Consider the following 17,102-nt stretch of genomic DNA (forward strand, 5'->3'; position numbering starts at 1 on the left):
AAGGGATGTTCCGAGGCTATCGCGATTGAATGCCGCACGCCCCCCGCTTTGCGGGGGTGGCCGATAACGCCAGGCTATGGCCGCGTCCATAGCCGCGCCGCATACCCGTCCGCAGGAAAGCTGGGCGACAGCCAGGGCCGCCTCGGGCAGTGTCGAAGCGCCCGGGGGGCATCGGACGACGACAGGAGACCACCACATGCGCAGGCGATCCATGCTGTCCCGCGCGGCGCTGTTCGCGCTCTGCCTGGCCGCCGCCGCGACGGCGCCGGCGCAGACGCGGCAGCTGCTCAACTACGAACAGATCCACAAGCCCGTCGTTGCCGAGGGCGGCATGGTGGTCAGCCAGAGCGCGCATGCCAGCCGGATCGGCGCACAGGTGCTGCGCGAAGGCGGCAACGCGGTCGACGCCAGCGTGGCCATGGCCTTCGCCATGGCCGTGGCCCTGCCGCGCGCCGGCAACATCGGTGGCGACGGCTACATGCTGGTCCATCCCGCGGGCGGGGCCGGCGCGGTTGCGATCGACTTCCGCTCGATGGCACCCGCGCTGGCCACGCTCGACGCCTATGTCGGCGAGGACGGGACCCTGCAGGGCCACGCGGCCGGCATCCGCGCCGCAGGCGTGCCGGGCACGGTGGCGGGCCTGGCGCTGGCGCACGAAACGCACGGCCGGCTGCCCTGGAAGCAACTGCTGCAGCCGGCGATCCGGCTGGCCGCGGACGGCATGGTGCTCAGCCGCGACGAGGCCTTCGCGCTGGACTGGGGCCGGGAGCGGCTGGCGCGCAGCGCGGCCGGCGCGAAGGTCTTCCTGCACGCGGACGGCTCAGCGCTGCGCGCGGGCGAGCGCCTGGTGCAGGCCGACCTTGCCTGGTCGCTGCGCCAGATCGCCGAACACGGCGCCGATGCCTTCTATCGCGGCGCGATCGCCGAGCGGATCGACGCCGGCATGCGCGCCCACGGCGGGCTGCTGCGCAAGGCGGACCTGGCCGCCTACCGCGCGATCGCGCGCGAGCCGCTGCGCAGCAGCTACCGCGGCCACGCGCTGCTGACCATGCCGCCGTCCAGCGGCGGCGGGCCGGGCGTCGCGATGACGCTCAACATCCTCGAGCGCTTCGACCTGGCGGCGATGGGCGCAGGCTCCGCCGATGCGCTGCACGTGCTGGCCGAGGCGACCAAGCGCGCCTGGCGCGACCGCCGGGCCCACGCCAATGATCCGGCGGCGTCACCCGTGCCACTGCAGGGCTTCGTGTCGAAGGCGTACGGCGCGTCGCGGGCGGCGGAGATCGCCATGGACCGGGCGACGCCTGCGGCCGCGGTCGGCGCCGGCGACATCTGGGCCCACGAAGCCCCGGACACCACCCATTTCTCGGTGGTGGACGGCGAGGGCAACGCGGTCAGCACCACCTACACCATCGGCGCCGACTTCGGCTCGGGGGTGATGCTGGAAGGCACCGGCTTCCTGCTTGGCAACCTGATCGGCAACTTCTCGCTGCAGGCGCAGCTGGACGCCGCGCGCGACGGCCGCGAGCCGCCGGCGAACGCGCTGCGGCCGGGCAGCCGCCCGGTGTCGAGCATGTCGCCGACGATGCTGCTGCGCGATGGCCGGCCGTGGCTTGTGACCGGCAGCCCGGGCGGCAACACCATCCCGGGCACGATCGTGCAGATGATCGTCAACGTCGTCGACTTCGACATGAACATCGCCGAGGCGACGTCGTTCCCGCGCATCCACCAGCAGGTCACCGCGCGTGGCGAGCTCGACATCGAGCGGGGGTTCAGTCCGGACACGCTGCGCATCCTGCGCGAGCGCGGCCACGAGCCGGAGCAGGGACAGACCATCGGCAGCACGCAGACGCTGCTGTTGGAGGCGTCCCGCGTGGAAGGCGCGGCCGATCCCAGGCGCCCGGGCGCGGCTGCCTTCGCGCAGTAGGCGCGCAGGCATAACCTCCCGCTATGGGATGGGGCAGAAAAACGAGGGCTGGCGAAACGGCAACGCCGCTAAAGTCGAATAAGGGGAGCGCGCGTGCGCGCCGGTTTGATGTCTTCGGAGGGAACACCACATGCACCATCGCCTGACCAAGCCGACGCTGCTCAGCGTCATCCTCGGCGCGACGCTCCAGAGCATGGCGTTTGCACAGCAGCAGGATGTCGCGGAGCCGGATACGCCGCCGCTGCAGACAACCACCACGGCCACTGCCACGGCGAAGGAGCTGGACGCCGTCGTGGTCGTGGGCAGCCGGCTTGCGAGCACGCGGACCGAGGGGCCGTCGCCGGTCCTGATAATGGACGAGGAGAAGATCGAGGCGACCGGCGCGATCTCCGGCGACGAGCTGCTGCAGGCGATCCCGCAGGTCGGCGACATGATGTTCAGCAACACCGACACCGCGTCCAACCTCAACGCGGCGCGCGGCGACGTGGGCTCGATCAACCTTCGCAACCTCGGCACCGGCAACACGCTGCTGATGGTGAACGGACGGCGCATGGTGCCGCACCCGGGCACGCAGACCGAATCGCTGGTGCCGCGGCAGACCGCCAACATGAACGCGATTCCGCTGTTCGGCACCCGGCGTGTCGAGACCCTGCTCGGCGGCGCATCGGCGCTGTACGGGTCGGACGCGGTGGCCGGTGTGGTCAACGTGGTCCTGGACACCCATTACCAGGGCTTCCAGGTGCAGGCCCAGTACGGCGGCTCCGAAGACGTCGACCTGCGCCAGGGCAACATCAATTTCAAGGCCGGCAAGTGGTTCAACGACGGCCGCACCCGCGCGACGCTGGTCGGCGGCTGGACGCACCGCACCGACCTGCCGGCCGATGCGCGCGACTACAGCGCCAACATGGATCGCCGCCCGCTGATGGAAGGCACCGAGTTCGAAGGCGTGACCGCGTTCGACGACCGCATCACCGGCTCGGCCTGGGGTGTGTTCCAGACCGTGGGCAACGCCAGCGTGCGCGGCCCCGGTGACGCGCTGGTCACCAATGGCAGCGGCCAGTTCCACATCGACCCGGTGGGCCACCACGGCTGCACCGCGCCGCTGGGCGGCGGGGTCTGCATCAACTCCGGCGCCCAGAGCACCACCCCCGACCGGCCACTGCGCTTCAGCCCCAACCACCAGCGCCAGATCATGGGCGAGCTGGACCGCATGAACGCGTTCGGCACGATCGAGCATGACCTCGACGACAACTTCATCGCCTTCGGCGAGCTGGCGTTTTACAAGGCGCGCTACGAAGGCATGCGCGAGCAGGCCGCGCCGCTGGGCGCTGCGCCGATCCTGGTGTCGAAGACCAACTACTACAACCCGTTCGGCGCGATGTACCTGCCCGACGGCTCGCTCAACCCGAACCGCCTGGCGGGCATCGATGCGCCGGAAGAAGGGCTGGACGTGCGCATGACCAGTTACCGGCCAACCGACACTTCGCGTCCGTACACGGTGGACGACGACCAGTACCGCGTCCTGGCCGGCGTGCGCGGCATGGTCGGCGGCTTCGACTGGGAAGGCGCGGTGCTGTATTCGGCGGCGGAGACCAGGGACACGCAGTACGGATCGATCAGCAACACGCTGTTCGCCGAGGCGCTGTCGTGGAACACGCCGGACGCCTACAACCCCTTCCTGGGCGGCAACCCGGCCGACTGGGGCGCGCCCCCGGAGCACGGCCGGAACCAGGTCGCGATCGATCACTTCACCGTGCCCGTGCTGCGCGAGAGCAAGGCGACCCTGTTCCAGCTCGACACCCGCTTCATCCGTGAGGACCTGTTCCAGGTTCCGGCCGGCCACGTCGGCGTCGCCTTCGGTGGCGAGTGGCGCCGCGAAACCCTGGATGACGATCGTGATCCGCGCTTCGACGGCACCTTGACCTACACCAACCCGATGACCGGTGCGATCACCAGCGACGTGCTCGGCGCCAGCCCCTCCGGTGACAATTCAGGCGACCGCGAGGTCGGCTCGTTGTACGCCGAATTCGCGATACCGCTGGTGTCGCCGCAGATGGAAGTGCCGCTGGTGCGCGCGCTGGACCTGCAGGTCGCGGGGCGCTACGAGCACTACTCCGACTTCGGCGGCGTCGCCAAGCCCAAGGTGTCGCTGGCCTGGGACATCGTCGACGGCGTGATGTTCCGCGCCAACTGGTCGCAGAGCTTCCTCGCGCCGAACATCCTGCAGCTGTATTCCGAAGGCACCACGGTCAGCAACAGCCGCACCGATTACTACGTCTGCGAGGCCGATATCCGCAACGGCACCATCGACGGCGTGCACCGCTGCGGCCGCAGCTACAGCACGATGGCGGTCCGCAGCGGCAACCGCAACCTGGAACCGGAAACCGCCGAGACCTGGTCGGCCGGCTTCGTGTTCCAACCGAGGTTCCTGCCCGAATCCACGCGCATGACCTTCACCACCGACTACTTCGAGATCCAGCAGGAGGATGTGATCGGTATCCTCGGCGAGGCCACGCACCTGGCGCTGGACTACCTGCTGCGCATGCAGGGTTCGTTCAATCCTGCGGTTGTGCGGCTGGATCCGGACGAAGCACGGATCGCGCTGTTCGAAGGCACCGGGCTCGACCCGGTGGGCATGGTCGACCACATCGACGACCTCTACATCAACCGCTTGCCCCGGACCACGCGCGGCATCGACTTCGGCGTCGACTGGCGCCTGCGCACGGACACCGCCGGCACCTTCAACGCCAGTCTCAACGCGACGCGTCTGATCCAGATGTCGCAGGACCCCACCGCCGACGAGCTGCGCATCATCGAGGCGCAGGAGGCGGGGCTGATCGATGACAACTTCGACATCCGCAACGCCGGCAACCTGCTGGGCGTCAACGGCAAGCCGGAATGGCGCGCGACCTTCAGCGCCTCCTGGCGCAAGGACGGCTGGGGCCTGGGCACCTTCGTCAACCACACCGACGCCTTCGAATCGACCGGCGCGGTCTCCAACCTCGGCAATTACTACCCGGTGCCGAGCTGGACGACGACCAACCTCTGGGCCGAGCATCGCTTCAGCGGAACCGAGGGCTTCCTCGATGGCACCCGGATCCGCCTGACGGTGCGCAACATCGGCGATCGCCAGCCGCCGCTGACCCCGAGCGCGCTGGGCTATTCTTCGCTGCACAATGCGCTCGGGCGCGGTTACTACCTGACGGTGACCAAGTCCTTCGACTGATCGCCGTCCACGCGCGCGCCGCCGCCATGGATGGCGATGGCCTGGCGCACGGTCCCGGAATCCCCTCGGAGGCACCATGAAGCAACGCAGCAGGGCCGGTCGCGCCCTGGCACTGTTCGCCGTCGTCCTGTCGTGCTGCGCCTGGCTGCCGTCCGCGGCGGCCGAGGGCATCGAGGACCGGCTGCGCGGGTTGATGGACGAGCACGGCACGGTGGGCCTGGCGGTGGTGGTGGTCCGCGACGACGCCATCGTCTACAGCGGCAGCCTGGGCTGGAAGGACCTGGAGCAGCAGATCCCCCTCGACCGGGACGATGCCTTCCGCATCGCCTCCATCTCGAAGTCCTTCGTGGCCACTTCGATCCTGCAGCTGGCCGAGCAGGGGCGCCTGTCACTGGATGACGAGGTCGGCGGCCTGGTCGGCTTCCCGGTGCGCAACCCGACGTTCCCGGAGCGCCCGGTCACGCTGCGGATGCTGCTCAACCACACCTCGTCGATCACCGACGGCGAGCAGTACGGCAGCCTCGACGCCATCGACCCCGGCGCCGGCGGCGCGTGGCGGGAGCGCTATGCCGAGCGCGCGCCCGGTGAGCGCTACGAATATTCCAACCTCGGCTACAACATGGCCGGCGCGATCGTGGAACGCGTGTCCGGCGAGCGCTTCGACGCCTACGTGCGCGCGCACGTGCTCGAACCCCTGGACCTCTACGGTGGCCACCTGGTGGACGCTTTGGACCGGGACCGTATCGCCTGGATCTACCGCTGGCGCGAGGGCGATGGCTTCGTGCGTTCGGAGGCGGCCTACGCGCCGCTGGCCGGTCGCCTGGACGGCTACGCCATGGGTCGCGACGCGCCGGTGTTCTCGCCCACCGGCGGGCTCAAGATCCCGGCGCCGGACCTGGCGAAGTACATGCTGATGCACATGAACCACGGCCAGTGGAACGGCGTGCGCATCATCAGCCCCGCGAGCGCGCTGGCGATGCAGACGCCCACCGTCGCCATCGACGACGGCAGCGGCGGCTACGGCCTGGCCATGCGCACCGACCGGACCCTGGTGCCCGGGGTGGTGCTGACCGGCCACACCGGATCGGCCTACGGCCTGTACAGCTCGATGTTCTTCGACGCGGAGCGGAAGTACGGCTTCGTCGTGATCACCAACGGCAGCCGCGGCGAGGAGGCGTTCCGGACGGCGGTCAACCGGGCGCTGCACGAGCACTTCATCGCCGGTCGCGAGGCGACGCCGGCCGCACCGGTCGCGCCCGTCGTCTCCGGCGCGGCCACGATGGACGCGGCGGGCATGGTCGATATCCGCAGCCTGGTGCCCGGCATTTCGCAGGCGATCGCCTATGCCGGCAGCGACAACTTCGTCGGTGCGCCGGTGGACGGCTACGAGGCGCCGCGCTGCTGGCTCAAACTGGAGGCGGCCGAGGCGCTGGCGCGTGTCGAGGCCGCGCTGCGTGAACGCAACCTGCGCCTGCACATCTTCGACTGCTACCGCCCGGTGCGCGCGGTGGCGCACTTCATGCGCTGGGTCGGCGATTCCGGCGACGTCGCCACCAAGGCCACCCACTACCCGGACCTGGACAAGCCGCAGCTGCTCGACGGCTACATCGCGGAGGTGTCGGGCCACAGCCGCGGCCACACGGTGGACCTCACCGTGCTGCGCTGCGACGACCGCGGCCTGGACTGCGCGCCGCTGGACATGGGCACCGGCTTCGACTTCTTCGGCACCCGCGCCAATACCGATTCGCCGGAGGCCAGCGCCGGACAGCGCGCCAACCGCCACCTGCTGCGTGACGCGATGGCGGCCGGCGGCTTTGCCAACTACCCCATGGAATGGTGGCACTACAGCTTCCAGGCCGGCACCGGGCCGGGGCCGCTGTACGACGTGCCGGTCAACTGAAGAAGTTGATGAACCCGGTGATGATCAGCGCGTTGCTGAAGTCGATGAAGAACGCGCCCACCAGCGGCGCGACCAGGAACGCGCGCGGCGCGGCGCCGTAGCGCTCGACCAGGGTGCGCATCACCGCCATCGCGTTCGCGGTGGTGCCGAGCATGAAGCCGATGAAGCCGCCGCCCATCACCGCGGCGTCGTAGTCGCGGCCCATCATCCGGAACACCACCAGGCAGAACGCCGCCACCATCCCCACCTGCAGCCCGAGGTTGACCAGCAGCGGCAGCGCCAGCCCGGCCAGCTCCCACAGCTTGAGGTTCATCAGCGCCACCGACAGGAACAGCGCCAGGCAGACGTTGCCGATGAGGTCGGTGGTCGGCACCGACATGCCGATCCAGCCGGTGGCGTCGTCGATGTTGCGGATCAGCGCGCCGACCAGCATCGCGCCCACGTAGGCCGGCAGGGTGATGCCGGTCGCCGAGATCAGGTCGCTGACCCAGCTGCCCAGCCACATGGCCACCAGGATCACCACGATGCTCTTCAGCGCGCCGTATTCGCGCTGGGCCTCGGTCAGCGGCGGGCCGGCGGCCTCGATGTCGTCGGGCGAGGTGTGGTCCTGCGGCCGCGAGGACACCAGTTTGAAGCGGCGGATCAGCACAGTGATCACCGGCCCGCCGATCAGTCCGCCAAGCACGATGCCCGACATCGCCGCCGCCACCGCGATCGATTCCGCGCCCTCCACGCCGGCCGCTTCGAACAGCGGCGCGAAGGCCAGCCCGGTCGCCGGGCCGCCGGTCAGCGTGGTCGAGCCGGCAAGGACGCCGAACAGCGGGTGCAGGTCGAAGCCCACCGCCACCGCCATGCCGAGCAGGTTCTGCGCCACCGCGAACACGGTGGCCAGGGCCAGGAACACCATCACCTGCTTGCCGCTGATCTTCAGCAGCCGCAGGCTGGCGTTGACGCCGATGGTGGTGAAGAACGCGATCATCAGCGGGCCCTGCAGCCCGGTGTCGAGCTCGAACAGCGTCGCGCCGCGGTCGTGCGCGATCCAGGCCGCGATCGCGAACACCAGCCCGCCGATCACCGGTGGCGGCAGGTTGTAGCGGCCAAGAACCGGGATCACGCGGCACAGCGCATAGCCCAGGAACAGGGCGATGCCGGCGAGGGCGAGGGTCTGGACGGCGTCGAGTTGCAGCATGGCTTCCTTCTCGGTCTACGCCGCCGGCACGTGGCAGGCGGCGCTCAGGGGCAGGTGCCCGGTGGCGGACGATGCTGGAGTACGCGTCCCGGGAGGGCATGTGCCGCATGGCCCCCGTCGATCACCGGCACGCCGTTGACGAACAGGTGCTCGACGCCCGCCGACAGCACGGCGGGCTTCACGTAGTCGGCCTTCGGGGCGTAGCGGTCGGGATCGAACACCAGCACGTCGGCGAACTGGCCGGCGCGCAGGAAGCCGCGGTCCTCGAGGCCGAAGGTGGTCGCGGCCAGGCCCGACGAGCGATGGATGAAGGCCGCCAGCTCGATCACGCCCGCGCCGGCGACGAAACCGGCGTACTTCTCCGGGAAGGTGGCGTGCTGGCGCGGATGCCCGTCGCCGCCGTCGGAGGCGGTCATCACCCAGGGCTGGCGCATGAACAGTTCGACGTCGTCGTGGCGCATGTTGAACGAGGCGATCCGCTGCGCCGAGCCGGTGCGCCCGGTGCCACCCTCGCGGATGATGCGCAGCGCGGCCTCGATCGGATCGAGGCCCTCGGCGTCGGCGAACCCGCGCAGCGTACGCGCGCTCCAGGGCCAGCCGGTGCCGGTCATCAGGATCGATTCCGCGCCGCCGCGGCGCTGCAGGTTGTCGCGGATGTCCTCGTGGATGCGCGCGGCGGTGGCCGGGTCGTCGAGCCGCTCGAACAGCGCCGGGCGGCCGCCGTCCACCGCCCAGCGCGGCAGCAGCGCGGCGCCCAGGCTGGTGGACGAGGCCAGCCACGGGTACTGGTCGGCGCTCACGCGCTGGCCCCCGGCGCGCGCGCGCTCGATGCGCGCGATCACCGCGCCGGCGCTGCCGTGGACGTCCGCGCCCAGCGCCTTGATGTGGGCGATGTGCACCGGCAGGCGCGCCCGCCGGCCGATCTCCAGCGCTTCCTCGATCGAACCCATCAGGCCAAGCGAGTAGCTCGATTCGTCGCGCTGGTGGGTGTCGTAGACGCCGCCGCGGACGGCCGCTTCCTCCGCCAGCGCGACCACTTCGTCGGTCGTGGCGAAGCTCTGCGGCGCGTAGAACAGGCCCGCCGACAGCCCGAAGGCGCCCTCGCACATCGCGCCCGCGACCAGGCCGCGCATGCGCGCCAGTTCGGCCGCGTCGGGCGCGCGCGCATCCTCGCCCAGCACCTGCCTGCGCACGGGCCCCAGGCCGACATGGGCGGCGACGTTGGTGCCGGTGCCCGCGGCCTCGAGCGCCGCGCGTTCGGCGGCGATGTCCGGCGTCCCGCCGCCGTCGATGCCGATGAAGATCGTGCTCACCCCCTGGTGCAGCCAGGGCAGCAGGCGCCGCATCGCCGGATCCGGCGAGCGCAGGTAGGTGTCGGGATGCGTATGCGGATCGATGAAGCCGGGCGACACGACCATCCCGCCGGCATCGATCGTGCGCGCCGCGCGGTAGCGCTGCCGCAGGCCGGGGCCGACTTCGAGGATGCGGTCGCCGCGGATCGCGACGTCGGCGGCCCGGCCGGGCCCGTCGCCACCGTCGAACAGCAGGCCGCCGTGGATCAGGACGTCGGCTTCGGCTCCGGCCGGGCCCGCGGCGGCGGGCGGCTGCCGCGGCGGGCCGACGCATCCGGCGAGCAGCAGCAGGCCGGGCAGGCAGGCGACCAGGCCGCGGGCGGCCCTCATGCGGCGTGCGCGTCCCTTGCGCGCGTGCCGCCACCCCACAGCGCCGGTGCCGGCGGCTGCAGCAGGCCGTCGCGCATGGCCACGCCGCCGGCGTGGTCGTCGCGCAGCCACAGCGGGCCGTCGAGATCGACGAACTCGGCGTGGCGCGCGAGATGCCATGCCGGGGCGATCGCCAGCGAAGAGCTGATCATGCAGCCGACCATGATCCCGAAGCCCTGCGCGCGCGCCGCGTCCAGCAGCTCCAGCGCGCCGGTCAGGCCGCCGGTCTTGTCGAGCTTGATGTTGACCACCTGGTAGCGGCCGCGCAGGCGCGCCAGGTCGTCGGCGGTGTGGCAGGACTCGTCGGCGCACAGGCGCGTCACCGGAGCGAAGCCGAGCAGGGCGTCGTCCTCGCCGACAGGCAGCGGCTGCTCGACGAGGTCCACCCGGGCCTCCGCGAGCACCGGCTGCATCGCCTGCAGCAGCTCGAAGGACCAGCTTTCGTTCGGATCGACGATCAGGCGTGCGGCGGGCAGGACCGCGCGCACGGCGCGGAGCTGGGCGGCGGGGTCGGTGGCGTCGACCTTGATCTTGACCAGGTCGAGGTGTGCGAGCGCGTGCGCCGCCGCGGCCATGCGCTCGGGGGTATCGAGGCTCACGGTCTGCGCGCAGACCAGCGGCGGCACATCGGGCTGGCCGAGCAGCGCGGCAACCGCCGCCCCCTGCTGCCGCGACTCAAGGTCCCAGAGCGCGCAATCGAGCGCATTGCGCGCCGCGCCCGGGGACAGCAGTTCGCGCAGTCCGCGACGGTCCAGGCCGCCGGCGATGGCCGGGGCCAGTAGCGCGGCCTGGTCGATCACCGAGGACACGCTTTCGCCGTAGCGGGCGTAGGGCATCGATTCCCCGCGGCCGGTGCATCCGTTGCGGCTGACCGTCGCCACCACCACCTCGGCCGAGGTGCGCGTGCCGCGCGAGATCCGGAACGGCGTGGCCAGCGCGTGGCTGGCGTGCGCCAGGCTCATCACGGCACGGATTCCAGCAGCCGGTCGACGATCCGCGCCACGCCGTCGCGCATCGGGTCCTGCGCCGGCAGCCCGAGCAGGTCCTCGGCCTCGCGGCAGGCACGCTCGGCGCCGGCCGGGTCGAGCTTCGAGGTGTTGAGCGCCAGGCCGACCGCGGCCACGCCGGGGCTGGTCAGCCGCGCGGCGGCCAGGTTGGCTTCCAGCGTGGCGGCCAGGCCGGGCAGCGGGTAGTGGCGGAGGCCGCGCATGTGCGGTCGGCCGGGTTCGTGGCACAGCACCAGCGCGTCGGGCTGGGCGCCGTGCAGCAGGCCCAGCGACACGCCCGCGTACGAGGGATGGAACAGCGAGCCCTGGCCTTCGATCAGGTCCCAGCCGCCGTCGTGGCGGTCCGGCGACAGCCACTCGATGCCGCCGGAGATGAAGTCGGCGACGACCGCGTCGATCGGGATCCCGCGCCCGGCCACGAAGATGCCGGTCTGGCCAGTGGCGCGAAAATCGGCGGCCAGGCCGCGGCCGCGCATCTCCGCCTCCAGCGCGAGCGTGGTGTACATCTTGCCGGTGGAGCAGTCGGTGCCCACGGTCAGCAGGCGGCGCCCGGCGCGCCTGGCGCCGTTGCCGACCGGCGTGGGCGGGGGTGTGCGGGCGTCGAACAGGTGGCGGCCGTTGCGGCGCGCGGCGTCGACGATCGCCGGGTGCGAGGCCAGGCGCTCGTGCAGGCCGGACGCGACGTTCATGCCGGCGTCCAGCGCCGCCACGATGTCGGCGACCGAGTCCGGCCCCAGCCGGCCGCCGGCGTTGGCCACGCCGATGACCATGGTGTTGGCGCCGGCAGCGCGGGCCTGCGCGAAGTCCAAGTCGGGCACCTGCACGCTGGTCCTGCAGTCCGGTCCGCGGAACTGGCCCACGCACCACTCGGGCCGGAACTGCACCAACCCGCGCGCGGTCTTGGCGGCGAGGTCGTCCGCGGCGTTGCCCAGGTACAGCAGGAAGGGCGGCGGCCAGTGCGATGGGCCTGTGGCGGATGGGTCTGCGGCGAAGGAGGTGGCGGGCATGGCCTGGTGCGTCCTGTGCGGCCCGGTAGGGCAGTGGGGGGGAACTCCATCTTCGGCCGTGGGCACATGCCCCGCCATTGAAAAGATGCCCGCCGCGCATAACCACGGGTTATGGCATCGCCGGGCCGGCCCGGCCCGGGGAGCTAGAATGGAAGGCCCGCCAGGACCGCAGCCACGCCATGACCGAACAGCCGCCCGCCAGCCCGTCGTCCAGCGAAGAATTCAAGCAGGCGGCGCTGGACTACCACCGCGTCAGCCCCCACGGCAAGATCAAGGTGGTCCCGACCAAGGCCCTGGTGACCCAGCGCGAACTGGCCCTGGCGTACTCGCCGGGCGTGGCCTACGCCTGCGAGGCGATCGTCGCCGACCCCGACGAGGCCAGCACGCTCACCGCCCGCGGCAACCTGGTGGCGGTGATCTCCAACGGCACCGCGGTGCTGGGCCTGGGCGACATCGGCCCGCTGGCCAGCAAGCCGGTGATGGAAGGCAAGGGCGTGCTGTTCCAGAAGTTCGCGGGCATCGACGTGTTCGACATCGAACTCGACGAGCGCGACCCCGACAGGCTGGTCGAGATCATCGCGGCGATGGAACCGACGTTCGGCGGCATCAACCTCGAGGACATCAAGGCGCCGGAGTGCTTCATCGTCGAGCGCAAGCTGCGCGAGCGGATGAACATCCCGGTGTTCCACGATGACCAGCACGGCACCGCGATCATCGTCGGCGCGGCGCTGATCAACGCCCTGGAGATCGCCGGCAAGCGCATCGACGAGGTCAGGATCGCGCATTCCGGCGCCGGCGCGGCCGGCATCGCCTGCCTGGACATGCTGGTGGCGCTGGGCGCGACGCCGGCGAACATCCTCGCCGCCGACCGCGACGGTGTGATCCACACCGGGCGCGAGGGCATGGACCCGGACCGCGCGCGCTATGCCCGCGACACCGGCAAGCGCGCGCTGGCCGAGATCGTGGACGGCGCCGACGTGTTCCTGGGCCTCTCCGCCGGCGGCGTGCTGACACCGGAGATGGTGAAGACCATGGCCGCGCGTCCGGTGATCCTGGCGCTGGCCAATCCCCACCCCGAGATCCTGCCCGATGTCGCGCGCGCCGCGCGCCCGGACAGCATCATCGCCACCGGCCGGTCCGACTATCCGAACCAGGTCAACAACGTCCTCTGCTTCCCGTACATCTTCCGCGGTGCGCTCGACGTCGGTGCCACCGAGATCAACGAGCGGATGAAGCTCGCCTGCGTGCACGCGATCGCGGACCTGGCCAAGCGCGAGTCGTCCGACCTCGGCGCCGCGTACGGCGGCGACGTGCTGTCCTTCGGCCCGGACTACTTCATCCCGCGGCCCTTCGACCCGCGCCTGCTGATGACCCTGGCCCCCGCGGTCGCGCAGGCGGCCATGGACTCGGGCGTGGCGCGCCGCCCGCTGGCCGACGTCGACGCCTATCGCGAGAAACTCGGCCAGTTCGTGCACCGCACCGGCCTGGTCATGAAGCCGGTCTACGAGCGTGCACGCGCGGACGTAAAACGCATCGTCTACGCGGAGGGCGAAGAAGAGACCGTGCTGCGCGCGGTGCAGTCGGTCGCCGACGAACAACTGGCGCGGCCGATCCTGATCGGCCGGCCCGAGGTCATCGCCCAGCGCATCGAGCGCCTGGGCCTGCGCCTGGAAGAAGGCCGCGACTTCGAGCTCACCAACATCCACGACGACCCGCGCTTCGGCGACTACTGGCGCCAGTACCACGCGCTGACCGAGCGTCGCGGCGTGACCCCGGACGCGGCCAAGAACCTGGTGCGCTCGCGCGCGACCCTGATCGCGGCGCTGATGGTCGAGCGCGGCGAGGCCGACGGCATGATCTGCGGCCTGGTGGGCCGCTACCACAAGAAGCTCGGCTACCTGCGCACCGTGTTCGGGCTCGACCGTGGCGTCGCCGGCACCTCGGCCATGACCGGCGTCATCAACGACCGCGGCGTGTGGTTCTTCCTCGACACCCACGTGCAGGTCGATCCCACCGCGGAGCAGATCGCCGAGGCCACGCTGCAGGGCGCCTACCGGCTGAAGCTGTTCGGCATCGAGCCGCGGGTGGCGCTGCTGTCGCACTCCAACTTCGGCAGCCACGACAACCCGAGCGCGGCGAAGATGCGCAAGGTGCGCGAGATCCTGGTGAAGCGCGCGCCGCGCCTGGACATGGACGGCGAGATGCAGGGCGACACCGCCTGGGACGCGGTGCTGCGCGAGCGCATCTGCCCCAACACCACGCTCACCGGGCGGGCGAACATGTACGTGCTGCCCAACATCGACTCGGCCAACATCGCCTACAACCTGGTGCGGGTGATGACCGACGGCGTGGCGCTGGGCCCGATCCTGATGGGCATCGACCACCCCGCGCACGTGCTCACCGCCGGAAGTACGCCGCGGCGCGTGGTCAACATGACCGCGATCACCGCGGTGGAGGCGCAGATCCGCGCCGCGTATCGCGGCAGCGCCGGATCCGCGGGCGCGCCCGGCGCCTGATGCCTAGCCGGCCCGGTCGAGCCTGCGCAGCAGTTCGACCAGGTGCGCGGGGTCGTCCTTCAGCACCACCGCGTGGGCTTCGGGCAGGGCGTCGGCCCCGTCCGGCGGCTCTGCGCCGGTCAGGATCACGCAACAGGCGGCCGGGGCGTGGCGACGCACCGCGTCCAGCGCCTCCCTGCAGGACCAGCCCGGGAGGTTGAGGTCGCATAGCACCAGGTCGGGGACGAAGCCGTCCAGGGCCGCGGCGAGCGCGCTTTCACGGTGGATGCTGCGGCATTCGATCCCGACCCCGGCCTCGCGCAGCGCGAATTCGGTCAGCTCGGCGTCGTCGCGCGAATCGTCCACGATCAGCACGCGGATCATCGCGACGTCAGCCTTCGCCCGGGGACTCGTTGAGCACCGCCCAGAACTTGCCCAGCGTGCGCACGGCCTCGAAGAACTGGTCGACGTCGACCGGCTTCACCACGTAGGCGTTGACGCCGAGGTCCCAACTGCGCGCGAGGTCGTTCTCTTCGCGCGAGGACGACAGGATCACCACCGGCATGCGCTTGAGGCTCTCGTGCCTGCGCAGCTCGGTCAGGACCTCCAGGCCGTCCATGCGCGGCATCTTGATGTCGAGCAGCAGCACGGCCGGGTCGCCCTCGGGGCGGTCGGCGAACTTGCCGCGGCGGAGCAGGTAATCGAGCGCTTCGACGCCGTCTTCGACGTGGACGATGGGGTTGGCGAGATGGGCGTCGCGAAGGGCGTCGATGGCCATCTCGGCGTCGTGCGGGCTGTCCTCGGCGAGGAGGATCGTGCGGATGGCGGTCATGCGGTCTGGTTCCGTTGGCTCAGGTCGAGGTTGGCTGGGAGAGTGAAGTGGAAGGCGGCACCCTTGCCGGGCTCTGCTTCCGCCCAGATGCGGCCATTGTGACGCGTGACCACGCGCTTTGCGCTGGCCAGGCCGATGCCGGTGCCGGTGAATTCGCTGGGGGCATGCAGGCGCTGGAACACGCCGAAGAGCTTGCCGGCGTAGGTCATGTCGAAGCCGGCGCCGTTGTCGCGCACGGTGAACACATGCTCGCCGTCCGCGCCCGTGGCGTGCTCGACGGTGACGCTGGCCGGCTCGCTCTGCATGCTGTACTTCACCGCGTTGCCCATCAGGTTGCCCCAGAGCTGGCGCAGCATGTTCTCGTCGGCCACCAGCACCGGCATCGGCCCGACGTGCCACTGCACGTGGTGCTCCGGCGCCTCGGCCGCGACGTTGCTGTCGAGCATCGCCCGGGTCTCCTCGACCAGCGACTGCATGTCCACCGCCTGCAGGCGCAGGGCGCTGCGGCCCAGGCGCGAGTAGACCAGCAGGTCGTCGATCAGTTCGGACATGCGCTTGGCCGAGCCGCCGATCACGCTGATGTAGTGCGCGCCCTTGTCGTCGATATCCTCGCCGAGGTGGCGGCGCAGCTTGTCGGCGAAGCCGGCGATGTGGCGCAGCGGCGCGCGCAGGTCGTGCGAGACCGAATAGCTGAAGGCCTCGAGCTCGCGGTTGACGTCGGAGACCTGCTCGACCTTGCCCTCCAACTGGCGGTTCAGGTCGCGGATGTGCTCTTCGCTGGCCTTCTGCAGGCTGATGTCGCTGGCGGTCACCAGGGCGACGGTGTCGTCGCTGTCGGGAAGCTCCATCAGCCGCGCATTGATCAGCATCACGCGCTGCATGGAGTCGGCGGTGCGTAGGGTGAGCTCGTAATCCCAGAGTTCGCGATCACGGCCGCAGACGTCGCGCAGCCGGCGCAGCGTTTCCTCGTCGTTCCAGGCGCCGGAGCCGACCTCGGACAGCAGGCGCCCGCGGGCATCCTCCTCAAGTCCGAAGAGTTCGCTGAAGGCGGCGTTGTGCATCACGATGCGCAGCGTCTCGTCCAGCAGCACGATCGGCTCGCGCACGGTGTCGAGCACGGCCGCGGCACGCAGGTTGGCGCGCTGCGAGGCGACTTCCGCGTGGCCGCGCCGGTCGGAGTCGCGGGCGGCCAGCGTGGCCAGGCCCATCAGCAGCAGGATCTGCGCGAACAGGGTGGCTCCCGAGAGCCACGAAGCCTGGATGCGCGCGCGGTCGGAGATCGCGGTCCGCTCGGCGAGCAGGATCCGCTCGGCGCCCACCATCTCCGTGATCGGCGCCTGCACTGGAAACTGCTCCGCCAGCCGCTGCAGCTCGCTACGGTCGATCCGGCCATCGGCCGTGACCAGGCGATCGATCTGGTCCAGGCGCTGGCTGACGCTCTGCCGGAGCTGGCCGATGCGCACCTGCTGGTCGGCCGAGTCGCGGGTGAGCTGCTCGATGCCCGCAAGCGTCGGCTCGACCACGTTGCGGCTGTACTCCAGGCGCTCTTCGAGGACCGGCGCGTCGGCGCCAAGCGCACGCCCGAGGGTGACCGCCTCGATGTCGCGCACCGCGGCGCTGAGCGCGTGCAGGGCGGCTTCGGCCTCGAGCGTGTGCGCCACCATCGTCTCGGCGTCGCGGTTGCGCTCCTCGGCCATGCGCAGCAGCAGGAACGGCGCGACCACGATCACGAGCACGGCCAGCACCAGCAGCGGAATGCGCCAGCGGGTGGCGACCAGTGGCTGGGCGGCGGACTGCATCG

General features: G+C 70.9%; 11 protein-coding genes. 4 read left to right on the top strand and 7 right to left on the bottom strand.

Going from position 1 to position 17,102, the window contains the following annotated elements; translation table 11 throughout:
- Window positions 1–196: 196 nt before the first annotated feature.
- The 3 genes from ggt to ACW7G5_RS00315 all read left to right on the top strand — a co-directional run bounded on the left by ggt (window position 197) and on the right by ACW7G5_RS00315 (window position 7,050).
- Window positions 197–1,924, top strand: a complete 1,728-nt coding sequence (gene ggt, locus ACW7G5_RS00305; RefSeq protein WP_457000822.1) for a gamma-glutamyltransferase — start codon at window positions 197–199, stop codon at window positions 1,922–1,924.
- Window positions 1,925–2,054: 130 nt separating this feature from the next.
- Window positions 2,055–5,150, top strand: coding sequence for a TonB-dependent receptor plug domain-containing protein (locus ACW7G5_RS00310; protein WP_457000823.1), 3,096 nt, complete (start codon window positions 2,055–2,057; stop codon window positions 5,148–5,150).
- Between the two features lie 76 nt (window positions 5,151–5,226).
- Window positions 5,227–7,050 (top strand): serine hydrolase, encoded by a 1,824-nt coding sequence (locus tag ACW7G5_RS00315; RefSeq protein WP_457000825.1) that lies wholly within the window; start codon window positions 5,227–5,229, stop codon window positions 7,048–7,050.
- On the opposite strand, the gene gltS is transcribed toward ACW7G5_RS00315, so the two are convergent.
- The 4 genes from gltS to dgcN are packed head-to-tail and all read right to left on the bottom strand — an operon-like array spanning window position 7,043 to window position 11,974.
- A complete protein-coding gene (gene gltS, locus ACW7G5_RS00320; RefSeq protein WP_457000827.1) occupies window positions 7,043–8,239 on the bottom strand; it encodes a sodium/glutamate symporter in 1,197 nt (398 codons plus the stop codon). The two genes, ACW7G5_RS00315 and gltS, sit on opposite strands and share 8 nt — an antisense overlap.
- Before the next feature lie 44 nt (window positions 8,240–8,283).
- Complete coding sequence (locus tag ACW7G5_RS00325) at window positions 8,284–9,921, bottom strand: N-acyl-D-amino-acid deacylase family protein (RefSeq protein WP_457000829.1); 1,638 nt, start codon at window positions 9,919–9,921, stop codon at window positions 8,284–8,286.
- Complete coding sequence (gene dgcA, locus ACW7G5_RS00330; protein ID WP_457000831.1) at window positions 9,918–10,922, bottom strand: N-acetyl-D-Glu racemase DgcA; 1,005 nt, start codon at window positions 10,920–10,922, stop codon at window positions 9,918–9,920. Before dgcA ends, ACW7G5_RS00325 begins: the two co-directional genes overlap by 4 nt.
- Window positions 10,922–11,974, bottom strand: coding sequence for an N-acetyltransferase DgcN (dgcN, locus tag ACW7G5_RS00335; protein ID WP_457000833.1), 1,053 nt, complete (start codon window positions 11,972–11,974; stop codon window positions 10,922–10,924). Before dgcN ends, dgcA begins: the two co-directional genes overlap by 1 nt.
- A gap of 179 nt (window positions 11,975–12,153) precedes the next feature.
- Here dgcN and ACW7G5_RS00340 point away from each other — a divergent pair, with 179 nt between their 5' ends.
- A complete protein-coding gene (locus tag ACW7G5_RS00340; RefSeq protein ID WP_457000834.1) occupies window positions 12,154–14,490 on the top strand; it encodes an NADP-dependent malic enzyme in 2,337 nt (778 codons plus the stop codon).
- A 3-nt stretch (window positions 14,491–14,493) separates the two neighbouring features.
- Here the strand turns inward: ACW7G5_RS00340 and ACW7G5_RS00345 are convergent, their stop codons facing one another.
- The 3 genes from ACW7G5_RS00345 to ACW7G5_RS00355 are packed head-to-tail and all read right to left on the bottom strand — an operon-like array spanning window position 14,494 to window position 17,100.
- On the bottom strand, window positions 14,494–14,853 hold the full coding sequence (locus ACW7G5_RS00345) for a response regulator (protein WP_457000836.1): 360 nt from the start codon (window positions 14,851–14,853) through the stop codon (window positions 14,494–14,496).
- A 7-nt stretch (window positions 14,854–14,860) separates the two neighbouring features.
- Entirely contained in the window at window positions 14,861–15,301 is a 441-nt protein-coding gene (locus ACW7G5_RS00350) for a response regulator (protein WP_457000838.1), read from the bottom strand.
- Window positions 15,298–17,100, bottom strand: a complete 1,803-nt coding sequence (locus tag ACW7G5_RS00355; RefSeq protein WP_457000840.1) for a sensor histidine kinase — start codon at window positions 17,098–17,100, stop codon at window positions 15,298–15,300. The genes ACW7G5_RS00350 and ACW7G5_RS00355 overlap by 4 nt, the downstream gene beginning before the upstream one ends.
- Window positions 17,101–17,102: the final 2 nt, after the last annotated feature.

Source organism: Luteimonas sp. A501 (genome assembly GCF_054052085.1).